The organism is Shewanella sp. Sh95 (assembly GCF_001308045.1).
Taxonomy (GTDB): domain Bacteria; phylum Pseudomonadota; class Gammaproteobacteria; order Enterobacterales; family Shewanellaceae; genus Shewanella; species Shewanella xiamenensis.
Window position 1 is genome coordinate 12,646 of sequence record NZ_LGYY01000262.1, and the last position, 18,094, is coordinate 30,739.

Annotated in this window: 10 protein-coding genes and 4 tRNA genes; 5 read left to right on the forward strand and 9 right to left on the reverse strand. The window is 45.1% G+C overall.

Annotated elements, in window-relative coordinates; genetic code table 11:
• Positions 1-17: 17 nt before the first annotated feature.
• The gene (locus AEA42_RS19145; RefSeq protein ID WP_231640420.1) at positions 18-515 is read right to left on the reverse strand and encodes a TetR/AcrR family transcriptional regulator; all 498 of its coding nucleotides are present in this window, start codon (positions 513-515) and stop codon (positions 18-20) included.
• Between the two features lie 365 nt (positions 516-880).
• Between AEA42_RS19145 and rep the strand changes: the two genes are divergently transcribed.
• Positions 881-2,896, forward strand: a complete 2,016-nt coding sequence (gene rep / locus AEA42_RS19150; protein WP_011715602.1) for a DNA helicase Rep — start codon at positions 881-883, stop codon at positions 2,894-2,896.
• A gap of 29 nt (positions 2,897-2,925) precedes the next feature.
• On the opposite strand, the gene AEA42_RS19155 is transcribed toward rep, so the two are convergent.
• Positions 2,926-5,556: a diguanylate cyclase gene (locus tag AEA42_RS19155; RefSeq protein WP_055648563.1), complete on the reverse strand. Its 2,631-nt coding sequence runs from the start codon at positions 5,554-5,556 to the stop codon at positions 2,926-2,928.
• Positions 5,557-5,764: 208 nt separating this feature from the next.
• Between AEA42_RS19155 and AEA42_RS19160 the strand changes: the two genes are divergently transcribed.
• The 4 genes from AEA42_RS19160 (at position 5,765) to AEA42_RS19175 (ending at position 6,191) form a co-directional block, all read left to right on the forward strand.
• Positions 5,765-5,841: transfer RNA gene (locus tag AEA42_RS19160), tRNA-Arg, on the forward strand.
• Positions 5,842-5,893: 52 nt separating this feature from the next.
• Positions 5,894-5,969: transfer RNA gene (locus tag AEA42_RS19165), tRNA-His, on the forward strand.
• 15 nt (positions 5,970-5,984) lie between these two features.
• A tRNA-Pro gene (locus tag AEA42_RS19170) sits at positions 5,985-6,061 on the forward strand.
• A 53-nt stretch (positions 6,062-6,114) separates the two neighbouring features.
• A tRNA-Pro gene (locus tag AEA42_RS19175) sits at positions 6,115-6,191 on the forward strand.
• Positions 6,192-6,364: 173 nt separating this feature from the next.
• Here AEA42_RS19175 and AEA42_RS19180 read toward each other — a convergent pair.
• The 7 genes from AEA42_RS19180 to AEA42_RS19210 form a co-directional block, all read right to left on the reverse strand.
• The gene (locus AEA42_RS19180) at positions 6,365-8,284 is read right to left on the reverse strand and encodes an EAL domain-containing protein (RefSeq protein WP_055648564.1); all 1,920 of its coding nucleotides are present in this window, start codon (positions 8,282-8,284) and stop codon (positions 6,365-6,367) included.
• Between the two features lie 8 nt (positions 8,285-8,292).
• The gene (locus AEA42_RS19185; RefSeq protein ID WP_023265411.1) at positions 8,293-9,000 is read right to left on the reverse strand and encodes a transglutaminase-like cysteine peptidase; all 708 of its coding nucleotides are present in this window, start codon (positions 8,998-9,000) and stop codon (positions 8,293-8,295) included.
• 18 nt (positions 9,001-9,018) lie between these two features.
• Positions 9,019-9,624, reverse strand: a complete 606-nt coding sequence (locus AEA42_RS19190; RefSeq protein WP_023265410.1) for an OmpA family protein — start codon at positions 9,622-9,624, stop codon at positions 9,019-9,021.
• Entirely contained in the window at positions 9,621-11,036 is a 1,416-nt protein-coding gene (gene aggA / locus AEA42_RS19195; RefSeq protein WP_055648565.1) for a type I protein secretion system protein AggA, read from the reverse strand. Before aggA ends, AEA42_RS19190 begins: the two co-directional genes overlap by 4 nt.
• Positions 11,037-11,062: 26 nt before the next feature.
• Positions 11,063-12,445 carry an HlyD family type I secretion periplasmic adaptor subunit gene (locus AEA42_RS19200; RefSeq protein ID WP_055648566.1) on the reverse strand — a complete coding sequence of 461 codons (1,383 nt, stop codon included), beginning with the start codon at positions 12,443-12,445 and terminating at the stop codon, positions 11,063-11,065.
• A complete protein-coding gene (locus AEA42_RS19205) occupies positions 12,442-14,619 on the reverse strand; it encodes a type I secretion system permease/ATPase (protein ID WP_011715608.1) in 2,178 nt (725 codons plus the stop codon). Before AEA42_RS19205 ends, AEA42_RS19200 begins: the two co-directional genes overlap by 4 nt.
• Before the next feature lie 88 nt (positions 14,620-14,707).
• Positions 14,708-18,094: type I secretion C-terminal target domain-containing protein (locus AEA42_RS19210; protein WP_156312378.1), on the reverse strand; the 3,387-nt coding region annotated here is incomplete at its 5' end.

Here is an 18,094-nt window from a genome sequence, read left to right on the forward strand (position 1 = left end):
GCTAAAGATTCCTAGAGTTAAAGTTGAAGATTGATTGAAATGGCCTTTAGGCATAATTCACATGCCCGCCGGATTTCATTTTCTGTACATTCCAAATGGCCTCGCCGTAGGCGTTTTCCTATGGCAATAGCCGGCTCAAAGGCGATAGAAAACAACAAGGTATTATCAAGCTTTTGAATCATTCCTTGGTTTTTTGCCTGCTCAAATAATTGGTGTAGTGGTTGAAATATTTCTCTTTCAAATGCTTGGTGCTCAGGTGCATCTACCTCTGGGAGGTGGGAATACTGAGCAAAACTCAAATTTGCATGGGATTGTTCACGACCCAGTTCAACAATCTTGAACCATAGGCGGCGAAATTTTTCGTCAAAGCTGCCTTCATTAATGTTTTCAAGCAACTTGCTGGCAATTTGTTGTAATACGTCTTTACGCAGCTCAATGATCAAATCTTCTTTGTCTTTAAAGTAGCGATAAATCGTACCTGCGGCGACTCCGGCATCCGCGGCAAGCTTTTGCATTGAAAGATTATGTAATCCCTCTGTCGCAATAATTTTTTCGGCGGAGCGGAGTATTAAGTCGCGTTATTATCCATTCAATTTCCAATATCTAAACTCATGAATGAACGTTCATTCATGTTGATTTTAATCGTTGAAATTGACCTTAGCAACAAGTTAGCTCAAAAAATGGCAAAAGTGTGATTTTGGAAAGTCTGTATGCAATTAGTTTTTCTACAGGCAAACCTCTTGGTATCCGATTGTGTAGGATGAGATTTTCGTTGGCTAAATGCGCCTTTGTGATACCTCGGGATTTGTTGGCCTTAAAACCTTGGCTTCTGCTATGATCCCATCCCCCTTCAGAATACTTGTTTGGATATTGCGCGACGATGAAACTCAATCCTGCCCAAAATGATGCTGTTCATTATGTTTCGGGTCCCTGCTTAGTGTTAGCGGGCGCGGGCAGTGGCAAAACACGCGTAATTATCAACAAGATTGCCTATCTAGTGCAAAAGTGTGGCTACAATGCGCGCAATATCGCGGCGGTAACCTTTACCAACAAAGCCGCGCGCGAGATGAAGGAGCGGGTCGCACAGTCTATGGGGCGCAAAGAGGCTAGAGGGTTGTGGATTTCGACCTTCCACACTTTGGGGCTTGAGATTGTAAAACGTGAGCATAAAGTGCTGGGATTAAAGCCAGGATTCTCGTTATTCGATGATCAAGACACGCTTGCGCTCCTCAAAGAACTGACTCAAAAAGAATTACAGGAAGATAAGGACCTACTCAAAGCCCTCGCGGGGGCGATTTCCAACTGGAAGGGGGGGCTGATTATTCCCGACCAGGCGCGCAAGCTGGCAAAGGATGAACAGCAACAGTTGTTTGCCATGTTGTATCAGCGTTATGCCCAGCATATGAAAGCCTACAACGCTTTGGATTTTGATGACTTAATTCTGCTACCGACCCTATTGCTAAGGCATCACGAAGAAGTGCGTACGCGCTGGCAAACCAAGATCCAATACCTGCTGGTGGACGAATATCAAGATACCAACACATCCCAGTATGAAATGGTTAAGTTACTGGTGGGCGAGCGCGCGCGTTTTACTGTGGTGGGGGACGATGACCAGTCCATCTATTCATGGCGCGGGGCTAAACCGCAGAACTTAGTGCTGTTGGGCAAAGACTTTCCCAAGCTTAAGCTGATTAAACTCGAACAGAATTATCGCTCTAGCCAGCGAATTTTGCGGGCGGCTAACATTCTTATCGCCAACAATCCCCATGTGTATGATAAGTCGTTATTTAGCGAACTGGCTTATGGTGAGCCGATGCGGGTGCTGTTTGCCGCCAATGAGGAGCAAGAAGCAGAGCGTGTCGTCGCCGAAATTATTCGCCACAAGTTTGTCGGTCGCACCCAATTTGGTGATTACGCGATTCTGTATCGGGGTAACCATCAGTCTCGCCTGCTCGAGCGTGCATTGATGACTAACCGTATCCCTTACAAGTTAAGCGGCGGCACCTCGTTTTTTGCCCGTGCAGAGATTAAAGACATCATGGGCTACCTTAAATTGGTGGTAAATCCCGATGATGATAACGCCTTTTTGCGGGTGGTTAACTTACCTAAACGGGGTATAGGTCCATCCACCTTGGAGCGTTTGGGTAACTTTGCCAACGAGAAACATATCTCCATGTTCGAGGCGATTTTTGATCCTGATCTGAATCATCATTTACCGCCTAATGCCATGTCGGCCTTGTATCAATTTGGTCGCTTTATTGTCGATACGGGTGAGCACGCCGAACGAGGCGAACCGGTTGAAGCCGTAAAACAGTTGATCCGTAAGATTAATTACGAAGACTATTTATACGAGACCAGTACCAGTGCTAAGGCCGCCGAGATGCGGATGAAAAACATCTCCGAGTTGTATCGCTGGGTGACGGAAATGCTCTCTGGGGATGAATTAGATGAACCTATGACCTTGCCGGAAGTGGTTAACCGCCTAACGCTTAGAGATATGATGGAGCGTAACAGCGAAGATGAAGGCGGCGATCAGGTGCAGCTAATGACGCTGCATGCGTCTAAAGGGCTGGAATTCCCCTATGTGTTTATGGTGGGGGTTGAGGAGCGCATTCTGCCACATCAAACCAGCATAGATGAAGATAACGTCGACGAAGAGCGTCGCCTGGCGTATGTGGGGATTACGCGCGCCCAGCGCGAGCTGTGGTTTACTCTTTGCCGTGAGCGTCGCCAGTTTGGTGAGACCATGCGCTGCGAGCCGAGCCGTTTTCTGCATGAGTTACCGCAGGATGATCTGATTTGGGAAAACCGCAAACCGCAGCAAACAGAGCAGGAGCGCATGCAGACCGGGCGCAGCCATATCTCGAATTTAAGGGATATGTTTAAAAAACAGTAATCCTATGGTAAATCATATGATTACTGCCTTCAGGCACAAACCTGTTGTTCGATTTTCATCAATGGAAAAGGGTGAGCTAAGGCTCCCCCTTGGCCAAAACTGTAGCCTAAAGAGTGGAAAATTTTCACTTGCTCGGTACTCTGAAGACCATCAACAAAGGTTTGTAAGTCTAAGGTTGAGGCCGCCTTTTGATAGGCTGACATCAATTTAATATGTTGCTCATCCTGCAACTGTTTGGTGATGTTGGCATCGAGCTTTAAGCCCTTAATCGGTAAAAATAACAAGCTATTTAACGGACTGTGGCCGCTACCGTAGTGGCTAATCCCTAAATTCACGCCCAGTTTTTTCAATAACTCAAAGCCACTAATGTGATTTTCTGTCTCTTGTACTAAGGCTTTTTCATTAAAAAATAACCAAAGCTGTGGCATGACTAATTGGGTTTGTTTGAGGGTGTTTTTTAAACCACGGAGTACATGCTTATGTTTTAGGTGTTGGCTTGATAACATCAGATGTAAATCAATGGTTTCCCCGTGACTGACGTGTAGTTGATTTTGACTCTTATCTACCAAATTTATCAGATATTTATCTAGCTCAACCATGAGGTTTGCTTGTTCGGCTAATTTATTGAGAATATCCTGTGGAATCGTTCCCCACAGCGGGTGTTCCCAGATTAATCGACATTCAAGCGCTTGGGTTTTCAGTGTGTGTAAGTCGATAATAGGTAGAAAGCTCAACTGTAACTCGCCCGCGTGCAATGCCTGTTTAAAATCATTTTCGAAGGCAATATCCTGCATCTTTTGCTGGGAGGCGCTATCGTCGAAAATCACATAGCAGCCTTTGCCATTTGCCTTGGCTTGGTACATGGCTGTGTCGGCATTACGTAGCATGGACTCACTAGTATCCAGCTTATTACCGCTAATGGTGATCCCAATACTGGCTCCTGAATGGAATTCAACAGCGCCTAATTTGTAGGATTGTGAGATTTTTTGAATGACCCGTTCGGCCACATCACGGGCATCGTTGATACCGTTGATGGTATCAAGCAGGATTACAAACTCATCGCCACCGAGTCTTGCCAACGTATCGTTGCTACGGATGCAGCCGCGTAAGCGAGTTGCGGTCTCAATTAGGAATCTATCGCCCTCTAAATGACCCATAGTGTCGTTAATCTGCTTGAAGCGGTCGAGGTCGATAAACAGCAGAGCAAACTGCTCTAGGCTATGGCGCCGCACATGTTTGATAGCCTGATTGAGTCGCTCCATAAACATCGCACGATTTGGTAATCCTGTGAGCGCATCGTGCTTAGCATCATGGACAAGTTTGGCTTCCATATTGCGACGCTGGCGGATTTCTTTTTCAAGATCCTTATTCAGCTCGGCGAGGGCAGTGGTCCTCGCCGCGACTTTTTCTTCCAGATCTTCGTAGCTACGGCGTAATGATTCCGCAGCAAGCTTTTTCTCAATGGCAGCCCCAATATGCTGCGAGACAAAGGTCAATAACTCCAAATCTTTAGTTTGGTAGTTTTGGGTCATGCTAAAACTATAAATCGTCAGCGCGCCGCGGACTTCATCATGGATAAACAGAGGTATACCAATCCATTGATGCATTGTCTGAGTGTGATTTAAGGCTGGTGCCTTAGCATAAATCTCTTTCGAGGCAATCAAGCCATTAATGTCATTTTGATCCAAGAGCAATGGGCGCTTGTGTTTAAGCACATACTCCGTCAGCCCATCTTGCAGTGGCCTAGTTCCTGGGTGTTGGTTGCCTAATTGGGAAACATAAAATGGGAAGGTTAAATGTGTACCCGCTTCATTGAGGAGGGCGATATAACAGTTATTGGCTGGAATAAGATGGCGGATAACATTATGCAACTGAGCATAGAAATCAGGGTTATCAGAGCCAGAACTCGCCAGCTCGGCGATTTCAAATAATGATTTTTGCAGTCGCTCAGCTCTACGTCGCTCGTACACTTCTTGCTTGAGTTTATCGTAGGCTTGGCTGAGCTCCTTGGTACGTTGTTGAATGGCTTGTTCTAGTTGTTCTTGATGTTTAAGCCTTTCCATCACGCCGGCAATGTGGTGGCAAATAAAGGTCATTAACTCGACTTCGATATCGCCGTAACTGACATTGGTATCATAGGTTTGTACAACGAGAACAGAAGTGACCGTATCTTCATGTTTTATCGGCACCCCTAGCCAAAGGTGGCAGGGCGAACCTAGATTAAGTATCTCTCCAGCTTGAACAAGTTTATCTACTTTTGCTTCATTACACAGTAGGGTCTCACCAGTGCGGAATACATAACCAGTCAAACCTTGCTGCAACAGTGTTGATAGTGACTGCTCTGGATACAATTGAGAAGGATGGGCGTCTTTTTCATCGGCGAAGAAGGGAACAGAAATGACCCCCGTGGTGACATCCAGTGTTGCAATAAAAAAGTTATCGGCAGAGATCAGTTGCTTTAAGTGATGGTGTACACCTAAATAGAATTCTTCGAGGGACGGAACTTGCGTCGCGATATGGGATAATTCGAGTAACGCATTTTGAACGACTTCCGCACGCTTATACTTATTCGCCAAATATTTAAGGCGATTAAGTCTCTTTTTTAAGCGTTCAACCTCATGAGCTCGAGGTGGGGTAGTTTCATCTTCATCCCTAAACATGATACTCACTAATCAGTTCTGCGTTAATTGTTTACCAAACGTTATAATTAACATGAAATACCGTAACATCCAAGTCATATTTACGCTGTCATTCCGCTGAAAAAGCATGCTAATGTATCAAAACTTGAGCAGTCAGTAAAAAAAGTGCAAAACAGCTATAGACTCAAGGGCTATTTGTCCATACTATATGCGGCGCTAACCAAGGCGAGCGCCCATAGCTCAGCTGGATAGAGCGCACCCCTCCGGAGGGTGAGGCCGAAGGTTCGAATCCTTTTGGGCGCACCATCTCTCCGAATGAGTTGTGAGCTTGAGGTTAGCAGTAAAGTGAAATTCAGTGGTGATTGTAGCTCAGTTGGTAGAGTCCCGGATTGTGATTCCGGTTGTCGTGGGTTCGAGCCCCATCAGTCACCCCATTTCATTTAACATCTCGGTGATTAGCGCAGTCCGGTAGCGCATCTGGTTTGGGACCAGAGGGTCAGAGGTTCGAATCCTCTATCACCGACCACATTCTTCGCATAACTAGCGCGCTTGATTTTTCAGGCAAATAGTTAACAGTTACGGTGATTAGCGCAGTCCGGTAGCGCATCTGGTTTGGGACCAGAGGGTCAGAGGTTCGAATCCTCTATCACCGACCAATTACACTAAAGCCTCAGAATTTCGAAAGAATTACTGAGGCTTTTTTGTATCTGTCTTTTAAACGCCTTGTTGTCTCGTCGTGATTGCGCAATGAGGTGTTGCGATACTTTATTCAATCTCCCCTTCAAATAATTAAGGCTCCCGAAGGAGCCTTAATGCAATGTTGTTCGATTTAGTCGATATTTTCTGGTGGGACAATGAAGCCCTGATAGGCATCCGTTTTTAGCTCATTAAAGCGCTCTAGCTGAGCTTCTTCTTGAATTCCTGTCACTATCACCTGAATATCTAATCCTCTAGCCACATTGATAATCGCACGGCAGAGCTCGCTATTATGTGATGCTTCGTCATAGTAAGAGAAAGATTGGTCAAGTTTAACGTAACTCGGTCTTAGCTCTTGCAGGTAAGACATGGAGCCAAATTGACGGCCGAAGTGGTCTATACCAAATTTTGCACCATTGTCTCTAATGATATTGCAAAGGCGAGTACAGGATTCTAAATCGCTATAAACTCCTGCTTCAGGGATCTCAAAGCAAATCCGTTCAACCTGTGGAGCACTGCGCAGGAAGTGATTAAGCCAGTCGTGGAACTGGAGATCACTAATACTTTGATGCGTTAGGTTGATTGCCAGTGGCTCATAGTTACGCTCAAGCAGTTTTTGCTCGTAGACTGTCTCAATGAGGCATTTATCGAGTAATGAGCCGAGTGAGAGTAGCTCGATATACGGCATAAACTGGCCTGCATGAGCAAGCTTATCACCCAACTCGAGTTGGCAATAAAGTTCTCTTTGGCTCACGCCATCGCCATTACAAAATTGGATCGGTTGCCAACGAAACTTGAATTTTTTGTTGCTAATGGCGTGGCTAAGGTTATCGCGCCATTGTTCTCGGGTGAAAAGCTGTTGTTCGGTTGTCTCGAACCAATGGAAGGTCTTATTTTCTTTGAGTGCTTTTTGCAGGGCGTTGTCTGCTTGGGCAAGAATATCGGATACCTTCATTTGGCCAATACGTTCAGCGACACCAATGGCAAAGTTTTCATTGGGTTTACAGCCCGCTTTAGAGATTTCTTGGTTAATGGTGCGGATCAGCGTTTGCAGGTATTTGCTAATTTGATCATGCTCGACATCGGTAACGAGGAAGGCAAACTCAAATGCGGCAATTCGCGCAATCACAGAAGGTGTGATCTCATTTAATTGCTGAACTAGTTTTTCGGCCAATAGGCGAATGGTTTCATCACGAACCTGATAGCCATATTTACTGTGAACTTCTTCGAGCCAGTCTAGCTTAGCTAAAAACAGGGCTCCGCTACTCGGTTCGCTTAGCCAGCCATTGAGGCGGCTCACCACATATTGGCGGTTAGGCAGTCCAGAGGCGGGGTCTGTGAGATTCTTTTTACGTAAAGTACCAACCTCTTCATCGAGTGATTGGAAGAGTTGTTTAAGTTGAGCTGACATGCTGTTGAATGCGGTAACGAGATCTTTGAGTTCAGTGGTCTTAGGCAAGGGCATATCGGGGCCAAACTGGCGCGCCGCAATCTTTTTAGCATGATCAGATAAAGCGTGGAGTGGTTTTAAGATCCAAGTTAATCCTAATCTTGCAGTAAAAATGGCGACTAAAAACAGCAATGAAAAGGCGATAATGGTATTTGACATAATTCGCCATAATTCATGGTAACCAAAACCTGGGTGCGCAGTGATTTCTAGTTGCGCCAGTTGTAACCATCCGGAGGTAATAGTGCTTTCTTTTTTGATTGTCTTAAATAGTTTTAAATTGATGAACCATTGGGGGACGTCTTCAATTTTTAGCGGGTTATTCCATTCCTGTTGTTTGCCATCAACCATCCAAGTCAACTTGATATTTTGATAATAGCCGCCTTCAAAAATAACGTTAACTAAGGTTTCGGCAGCCGCAGTATCGCCAGCTTCAAGTGCAGGAGTAAGCATTAATCCAAGCGAAGTACTGGCGTTGTTTAGATCCGATTCCATTTGCTTGGTTAAAAAGCTTTGAGTCTCAGTGAATTGCACATAGCCAAGGCTTGCTACTACTAACAAAAACAGGCTAAAAAGCAGCGAATAAATCTGTCTAAACAGTGTCATCTTGGGTGCTACTCCAGTTTTAATTTGGGTTGTCTTAGGCGATCAACCCCTAACCTATGGTTAAGGTCATTCCATTTTTCGAGTCGTGTTGACGAGCCGGCTAAAACGCCTCGTCCCTGTTCTTTATTTAGCCATAACTGTTTACCGTTAAAACTGTAAACGGGTATGAGATCTTTACGTTGTGTTGCGGGTTTGATGACATGGTCGAGATTATCGAGTACTAGAGGGATGGATGAAGGCGTATCATAGTAAGCCAATACCATATGATACTGATTCACGCTTGTGGCTTTAACCATAGTGATCCGCATCTTATCTTCGGGAACACCTAACTGAAGCAGTGTGAAATATTTGGCGATTGAAAAATCTTCACAATCCCCACCATTGACCCCAATGAACTCCATCGGAGTGGCCCAATAGTTTGATTCTCCCCATAATTTTATGTCATCAACAAAACGGAATAAGTTAAAGAAGTTGTTCACTTTCAATAGCTTTTCCTTTTCGTCAACCGTGCTTGCCTCTGCCAATACTTTAAACCAAGCCCGTGCTCGCATCCCTGCACGTTCACCATAGCGTTTTTCTAACGTTGAGGTGATTTTCGCTTCATCAAGTTTTTGGGTTGGAGACGCATATAGAAAGCTAATCCCTAATGCAGATGCAACAAGGCTAGAGCGGCAGGCTCGAATAAATGCACTTGTACCCTTTGGCCTGCCGTTCATAACCTACTCTGTTAGACCTTATTTTGCGTTATCGACGGAATAAATCGTCCATTTCATATCTGTCGCCGTATCGTCTCCCGTCACTTCTGCAACGACTCGACGATTACGAATTTCTGCTTCGGGTGTTCGTTCTAGAACGACTGGCCGACTTGAGCCATATCCTATTGCAGTCAATCGACTTCTGTCGATACCAAAACGTTCGGCCAGTACAGCGGTGACGGCATCTGCCCGCTCTTGTGATAATACCGCATTGCGTTCGTCAGTACCTGTACGACTAGTGTGACCTTCAATAGTCACTTTAGTCGTTGGATATTGACGTAAGAAAATAGCAACTTCTTCTATTTGCGGGTAATACTCTGGTGCTATATATGCTGAGTTATTAGGAAATAATACATTAATTTCCTTACGCTCATTGATTGATTTGATCTGACCACAACCGTAGTTATCTGTGCCAGCTCCTTTGGCTGTATCATTACAGCGCTCACGGGCTTCGATAACGCCATCACCATCCTTATCGGAAAGATCGTATGCTTGAGTTGTTGTCATATCATCAATATTGACAGTATCACGCATGGAACAACCTGCTAAAAGCGCCACGCTAAGGAAAAGGATTGTGGTTTTCATTGGTTAGCTCCTCCTTCGTAGTTACGTTCGCCACGCCATGCTTCTGGACGAGTCACTTTCAGTGAGTCGAGTAAGCGGCCTGTCGCATTTAGTACACGGTATTTCGCAATGATTTCATCATATTCAGCTTGTAAGTAGTCCTTGCGAGCTTCGAATAACTCATTCTCAGTATCCAGTAAGTCGAGCAAGCTGCGTTGGCCGAGATTGAATTGTTGCGCATAGGCGGACTGAGTGTCTTTGGCTGCGATGACATGGTCGCGAATGTATTGCTTTTGAGGCGCTAACATTTCGTAGGCGTTCCATGCAAGGTTTACCCCTTCAACGACTTCCCTTTGTGCACGTTGACGGATTTCTTTCGCTTCACCCAGTTTGTAAGCAGATTCCTTTTCGCGAGCAAGATCTTTACCGCCAGCGAATAGGTTGTATCTGACTCGCACCATAGCAACGATATCATTGCTATACCCACCGACATTTTGGCTCGCGATAGCACTTACACCATCCTCACCACCCACATCATTATTCCAGCTACCGTTAAGTTCTAACGAGACTTGTGGATAATAATTGGCTTGGGCCGATGAGCGCTCATGTTCAGCGGCACGAATGTCATTTGCTGCAGATTTGAGAATAGGATGATTTTTTTCAGCGTCTGCTAGGCTGCTGTTTAAATCCTTAGGCAACATATCTGCATCAGGAACGGGTTGAATTAAGTCAACGGGTTCAGCGGACACGACACGGATAAACTGGGCTTTAGCATCGAGTAAATTATTACGTGCCGAAATTACGTTAGCGTTTGCACGGGCAAGACGACCTGAAATCTGTGATAGGTCGGCGGTTGAGCCTAAACCTGAATCGGTACGTTGCTTGATTTGGTCATAAATTTCTTTATGGCTATTGAGATTTTTTTCAGCCAACTTCAATACTTCATCAGTACGAAGGTAGTTTAGATAAACTTTGCTGACATCCAATGCCATATCTTCTGCTGCGGCAAGAAGGGCCCATTGGTCTGCACTGGCTTCAAAGCTATAACGGTCAACTTCACTGCTGGTATAAAAACCATCGAATAGCATTTGTTTAAGGCTAATACCAAATTCACCACGGTTTAGCTCAGCAACACCATTGCTATCAACATCGCCGACATTTTTGCGTCTGCGGGTTGATACACTATCTGTTTGCTCATAGCCATAACCACCAGTGATATCTACTGTAGGCATATAACCAGCAATAGCTTGATTCACTTGCTCTTCTCTAGCTTTAAAGCGATTAAAAGCCACGCGTAAATCTGGGTTGGTATCGAGTGTATGCGCAACCGCTTGCTCTAACGTTTGGCTTTGAGCCGATAGTGGAAGCAAGATAGCTGATAACAACACAGCTATTTTTGAACATTGAAATTGTCGTCTTACTAAAGTCTTCATTGCAAACCTCCCGGTTTATAACAGGCTTAACGCTCCCTGAGCGCTGTGTCCTTAGCCCTTAAAATTGGATTTAAAATGTACTCAAGAATGGATCTTTGTCCGGTTATGACATCAACGGTCGTTAACATCCCCGGTATAATTGGCATCTGCGTGCCATCGTCTTTGATTAAACTTGATTCTTCGGTTCTCACCTTTATAAGGTAGAAGCTATTTCCCTCATCGTCCTGTGATGTATCGGCACTAATATGTTCGACTGTACCTTTAAGACCCCCGTAACGAGTAAAATCATATGCCGTTACCTTAACGACTGCAGGTAAACCTGTGTGTAAAAACGCAATATCCTTAGGAAGGATTTTGGTTTCTATCAATAGTTGATCTTCGGATGGGACAATTTCAATAATATCAACACCCGGTTGGACAACTCCGCCTAACGTATTGATATGCACAGTTTTGATCGTGCCATTTACCGGCGATGTAATCACCGCTTTGCTTACCTTATCCTGGGCACCAACCTGGGCTTCGTTCATTCTTGATAAGCGAGTTTGTGTTTCGTTTAGCTGTGCACGAAGGTCTGCGGCATAAACAAACACCGCCTCACGGCGTTTTAATATGGCTTCATCTAATGCTGCTTTCAGTTTTGGTCTAAGCAGTCTCAATGAGTTTAATTCCCCCTGAGCATCGTTCACTGCGCGTTCGAGTTTAAGTAATTCAACTTCGGGCACAATCCCTTTTCTAGCCAGAGGCCTCGTAAGCTCTAACTCCCTAGAAATCAACTGCATACTGGTTGTTAAGGTCGTAGTTTTTGAGGCAAGGTCATCGATTTCTTGTTGTCTTTGTTGTATCTGACGAACCAGAATCTCCAGTTGGTTGCTCAGATTGTCTAAGCGCCCATTATATTCTTCTTGCTGCCTCTTCACTAATGCAGGCTCTGCTTCTGTAATGCTATCGGGGAATACCAAAGCTTTTTTGGTTATTTTTACTTGCTCACGCCAGTCAGAAGTCATATCAGAGATTAGAATGCTATCTAATTCCGCGCGCATGCGAATTGCATTCGTTTTTAAACCTAAAACCTCTTGCTCCTGTTGAGCAAAGTCAGAACGAAAACGTGTATCATCAATCCTAACAAGGGGTTGCCCTTTAGTGACAATATCACCCTCTCTCACAAAGAGTTCTTGCATGATACCGCCGTCGAGACTTTGAATGACTTGAACTTGAGAAGAAGGGATAACTTTGCCAGAACCCGTTGTCACCTTATCGAGTTTGGCAAAACCTGCCCATAACAAAAAACAGGCGACCATGGCCGCTAAAGCCCAAATAATTAATCTGTGCCCACTAGGAGCATCAGTCATAATTGCGCCATAAACATCATCGACCATATCTAAATCATTTGCCGTGAGGTGTTTGCTCATTTTCTGGCGCCTCCATTAACTAGGCCAAAATTGAGTTTTTCTAACACTTCGGCTTTAGGGCCGTCGGCAACCACATGGCCGCGTTCAAGCACAATAATTCGGTCAACCAATTGTAATAAATGCATTTTATGAGTGATTAGTAGCAAGGTTCTATCCTTGCTAACATTTTGCATTGAGCGGATAAATTGTTGTTCCGCTCGGGCATCCAAACTGGCTGTAGGTTCATCCATTAATAATACTGGTGGATCGTTCAGTGTCGCACGGGCAAGGGCTACGGTTTGTCTTTGTCCGCGACTAAGAGACATACCTCCTTCACCAACCTGCTGATCTAGCCCTTCTGCTTCCATGTGAGTGAACTGACTTACTCCAGAAAGTTGTACCGCACGGATCAGTTGATGCTCAGTCACTTGGCGAGTACCAAATAGAATGTTGTCCCTGATTGTTCCATGGAATAGGGTGACATCTTGAGGTAAGTAGCCAAAGTTACGGCGCAAATCACTGGGATGGATTTGGGCAGAGTCGACACCATCGTACCGCAGGCTGCCTGTTGTGGGTTGGAAGAGTCCAACCAGAAGTTTAGCTAAAGTACTTTTACCTGAACCATTGCGGCCAATAATCGCAACTCGCTCACCAGGATTAATCGTTAATGTAAGCGGATGAAGTACCGGTTTTTCAGAGCCCGGATAACTGAAGCCAACATGATCGGCGTTAATTTTCCCGATTAACCGCAACTTACTCACCAGATGACCTTTATTTTCAAATTCATCTTCTTGAGTCATAAGTTCGTTGAGCTGTCGTAGAGCACTGGCGGTGTGATTGGCGCGTGTTAACAATCCCGCGAGTTGCGCCATTGGAGCTATCGCCCTACTTGATAACATAACAGCCGCAATAATGCCGCCCATGGAAATTGCATTATCTGACACACGGTAAACACCTAAAATTACCACGCAGACCACGGTAAATTGCACGATAAAGTTAGCGAAATTAGAGACTGAATTTGAGAGCTTTTTCGAGCGCAATTGCCAGTTAGCACTATGGCCAATCATCTGTTGCCAGCTTTTTTGCACAATCCCTTCTGCTCCGTTAGCCTTAATCGACTCCAGTGCAGAGAGACTTTCAATCAAATGTCCATGTTTTAAGCTGGAGAATTTATTACCTTCTTCGATAGCCGCTTTTAACTTGGGCTGTGTATACAGCGTAAAACCAAGAATGATCAAGCCTCCAACAACTGGAATAACGGCTAAATCCCCAGAAACGATATAAATGACAATCAAGAAAAATAATGCAAAAGGAAGATCAACTAAGGTTGTAATAGTCGCAGAGGTTAATATTTCCCGAATACTATCAAACTCCCCAAGTTGTTTTGCCATGCCTCCAACACTCGGAGAGCGTTTTTCTAATGGAATCCCAATTGCCTTTGCAAATAGACGAGATGAAACAATGATATCTACCTTTTTACCTGCCACATCAATTAAATAGCTTCTTAGTTGACGCATAACAAGGTCAAATAAATAGGCAATGGATGCACCAATTGCTAATACCCAAAGTGAATCAAATGCAAGGTTAGGTACGACTTTATCGTACACATTCATGATAAACAGCGGAGAAACCAACGCGAAAATATTCACGAGAATCGAGGCAATTAAGGCATCACGGTAAATGGGGGCTGAATCCTTGAGAGTTTGGACTAACCAGTGGGTTTTGTTGTCGTGTAAATAGACATCGAACCCCATGTCCCCACGATATTCTTGTTTAACGAGAAATAGATAGCCCACATACAGAGTTTCAAGCGATTCTATTGTGAGTATTTCCTCGCCCCCAGTCTCGGGCATTTGAATGACAGCTCGATCGGATTCGATGTCAAACTCCCGCAAAACACAGGCTTTTTTATCCTTTAATAATAAGATGCAGGGTAGCAGTATTGGCGATATCTCATTTAAACCTTTACGAGATAATTTGGCCGCTAATCCTGCGCGTGATGCTGCTTGAGGGAGCAGATCGGGTGTTAGTACCGCTCCAGACAAAGGCAAGCCTGCCGCAAGTGAATCACTTGAGCATGGATTACCAAAATGTTCAGTAAGGAGTACTAAACAATCTAACAGTGGATCTACTATTACTCGCTGTGAAGCGGAAATAGTCCACTGTTCAACTTTTTCAGAAGCTGTAACAGGCACCTCTTATCTATCCTTTGATTTTTATTTGATTATCAGAAGTATCGGTCATGATGGCCTATATTTCTATAGGCCATCAGAACTGATTTTATTAAGGAATCATAGTGCCATTATTATGAGGGTCTATCAGTGGCGTCACTCCTTGTGGTGCATCTGGTGTCACGGGCGCTGCATCGATAATGAGTGGGCCATTACCATTAGTGCCAAGTAATCCATTGATAATACCTGCATTATCTGTCGCACCATATTGGCTATAGAGGTTAACCCCATCGAGCACGATATGCTGATCAAATACACCATCCTTGTTAGCATCGATATCGATAACGGTAGAACCACTGCTATCTAAGCTAAATTTCAGATAGCTTTCTAACGTGCCAGCCGTTTCTCCTTGGAGTAAATCACTCAGATCGAGCTTATCTTCACTCACATTGAAGTCCATGATGTGGTCTGTGCTTTTGTCAGCATCCGCATAGCGCCATACGAAGGTATCATTACCACTATCACCACGTAGAACGTCATCACCTAAGCCACCGATCAGAGTATCGTTACCTGCACCGCCAATCAAAGTATCGTTACCATTGCCACCATAGAGAGTATCTTTACCAGCACCTCCATCCAAATAATCATTGCCGCCCTGACCGAATAGAATGTCATTACCAGCACCACCCAAAATGATGTCTGCTTTGTCGTTTGCACCAGATTGGTCAAACTCGTCACTATGTTCACTGATGTATCTGTGAACTTGGGCATCACTAGCATCAGCTATACCTAGCTTATCGGCAACGTAGGCTTTAATAGCGGCGAAGCCTTGGCCACTAATGCCAGTAAAGTGTATCGCATCACCAAAGATGACATCATCTCCAGCACCACCATCAAAACGATCTGCGCCTGGTATGGCGTTAACTTGGTTGCCAAGAATTGCATCGGCTAGATCATCAGCATCAACATTCGTTTGAACATTATCATCAGAGTCATACGGTAATAGGTCATCCTCATCGATGTTCGAACCCATGCCGATGGCTTGAACCGTGACGCCTAGGCTTGAGAGCAATGCAAAGCCTGCTTGGGAATTTGATATAGTATCCGCGCTGGAGTCTCTACCATTACCAGCTAAAGCATAGTACTGATAGTTACCTTGGGCATCGGGTCGCATTGCTCCAACAGGGCTCCGGCTCACGCTGTTGAAGACGTCTACGCTGAAAACATTACCATTTTCGTCAATCACCACATGTCCGTTAACTGTATAGACTTGGCCGAATACGTAGCCACTGCCGATGAGTTGTGACAAGCTACGATCATTATTGCTCCCCCAAGTGTCGTATACCAGTGGGTTACCACCAGGAACAGCATTGTAGTAGGTTGGTTTGCCGTCGGTAATAAAGAAGGCAAGATTAGTCGCCCCACTATTATTTTGGGCATCACCATTGGCGAACCAGTTGGCCGTAGTTGTGAATACATCCTCATAGTTGGTGCCGCCGCCGCTGCTCATATCATCTAAGGCATCTTGAAGAATATCTAATGCATTGGGGTCACTAAGATCTACACTGATGCTGCCCTTGGCGTGAGTATCAAAATCAACCAAGAAAATTTTCACCGTACCACTTTGTTGGCCGCTTGCACTGTCTTTGAGGGTTTCCAATACCTGAGCCAACTGCAATTTCATCGTCTCTAGCGTATCAGCGTTAATACTGCCTGAGCTATCGACCATAAAGGCAATATTGTAGTTTTGACCTGGCAGAACAATGCTACCTTCAAGGTCTCCCACAACAATATTGTGTTCGCTGCCAAAATTGACATTTTGGTCTCCTGGCTCACCTTCTGTGCCCTTGAAGTAATCAAGACGGATGGTATCTTCACCCGTTGCAGAATTAGTGAGATCGGTCCCTTTCTCTCTGGCAACCGCTTCAACTACCAAGTCAACCTGACCTGCACTTGTTCCTGGAACGCGAATTGTGACTCCTGTCAACGTAGCGTCCAGTGCATTTTCAGCCCAGAGATTGCCACCAGTCCAGCCATCAGGGCCGTCGTAATCTAGCAGTAGCTTGCCATCATTGTCAGCTACACCGAGTAGTTGTCCGTTGTAGAACACTTGTGTGCCAGCGGGCAAACCACTTAATTCAATGGAGTCGAGCAATTCGCTCCCGTCACGATCAGATAGAGATGCATGGATTTCAACTGGGTAGTCAACATAGGTTGGCTGAACCATGACGAGCTCACCAGTGTTCTTGTCCAATTCATAAATGCCGTCATCAAATTGGATATATTCGATATCGTGCAGTGCTTTTGTTATTGTTTGTCCGTGCTCAATTGTTGTGAAGTTGAACCAGTTGTCCCACTGTGAATATCTATAGTCTTTTGTGATGATATAATCAGCGCGATTGCCCATAAGGACGGCAATATCATTCCCTTCACCACCATATAAGCTATCTTGGCCAAGTCCTGCAACTAAGATATCATTCCCAATGCCGCCATTAATTGTATCACCTTGAATAGCATCTCCGCCGACTAGCACATCATTGCCAGCATAACCAAGCAAGTGATCTCCACCGCCATTAGTGCTAACTATGTGATCGTTTCCAGTCGAACCATATACTGTATCTTGGCCACTGGAAGCATCTGTTTGTTTAGCTCCAGTGTTGAATGGTTGCTGAGTAAAATCGCCATTGCGGAACTGTTCAGTTGTAATCCCTGAGCTGATAAAACCACTGTAAAGTGGTGTGCCATTAGCGGTCAGTATCACGTCAACCAATGGCTTATCGGCAACTGGTTGTACTGTAATATTGAGTGTTGCCGTATCTCCCGTATTAGTCGTGTAAGTAACAGTGGGCACATCGCCTGACCAGTGCTGATTAGGTATAAATTTGAACTCTCCATTAGCTTGTATTAGCAAGCTACCTATGGAGAGGGCCACTGTTTGACCTGCATTGAAGCTTGTTAGTGTGCCGTTATACATGAAGGTAAAGCTGACGATACTTGTATTACTTGAATGGTCGTTAGTCAAAAGTTGACCTGTTACTAACTGATCTTCTTGCTTGGTAAAGCTATCGTCATTCGCATAAATAACAGTCGCTTGGTCGCTGCCTTTGTCTGAGGTGTTACCTGCCTTGTCGGTTTGGGTCGCTTCCACCTTCAGCAGTGCACCGTCCGCCGGACGCGTTTCCGTCCAGCTGATAACGCCGGTGGTGGCGTTGTAGCTGTAGCCTGTCGCCGGAGTGCCGTCAGCAAACTGCAGCGCCCCATTCACCAGCTTCAGTTCCACATCGGTGGTCGCGGTGCCATTGACGATAGTCAGGTTCACGTGGCCGCCTTCAGCAAAGTCGGCATGGTTGATGGTGACTTGGAGCTGTACGCCATCACCGTTGATTTCGGCTTGCGTCAGCAGGCCATCACCTGGGTTACCGTCATCGACGATCAATACGGTCGGGGCATTCGGGGCGGTTTCATCCGCCACGGTTGCGGTGTCCGAGCCTGGGCCTGA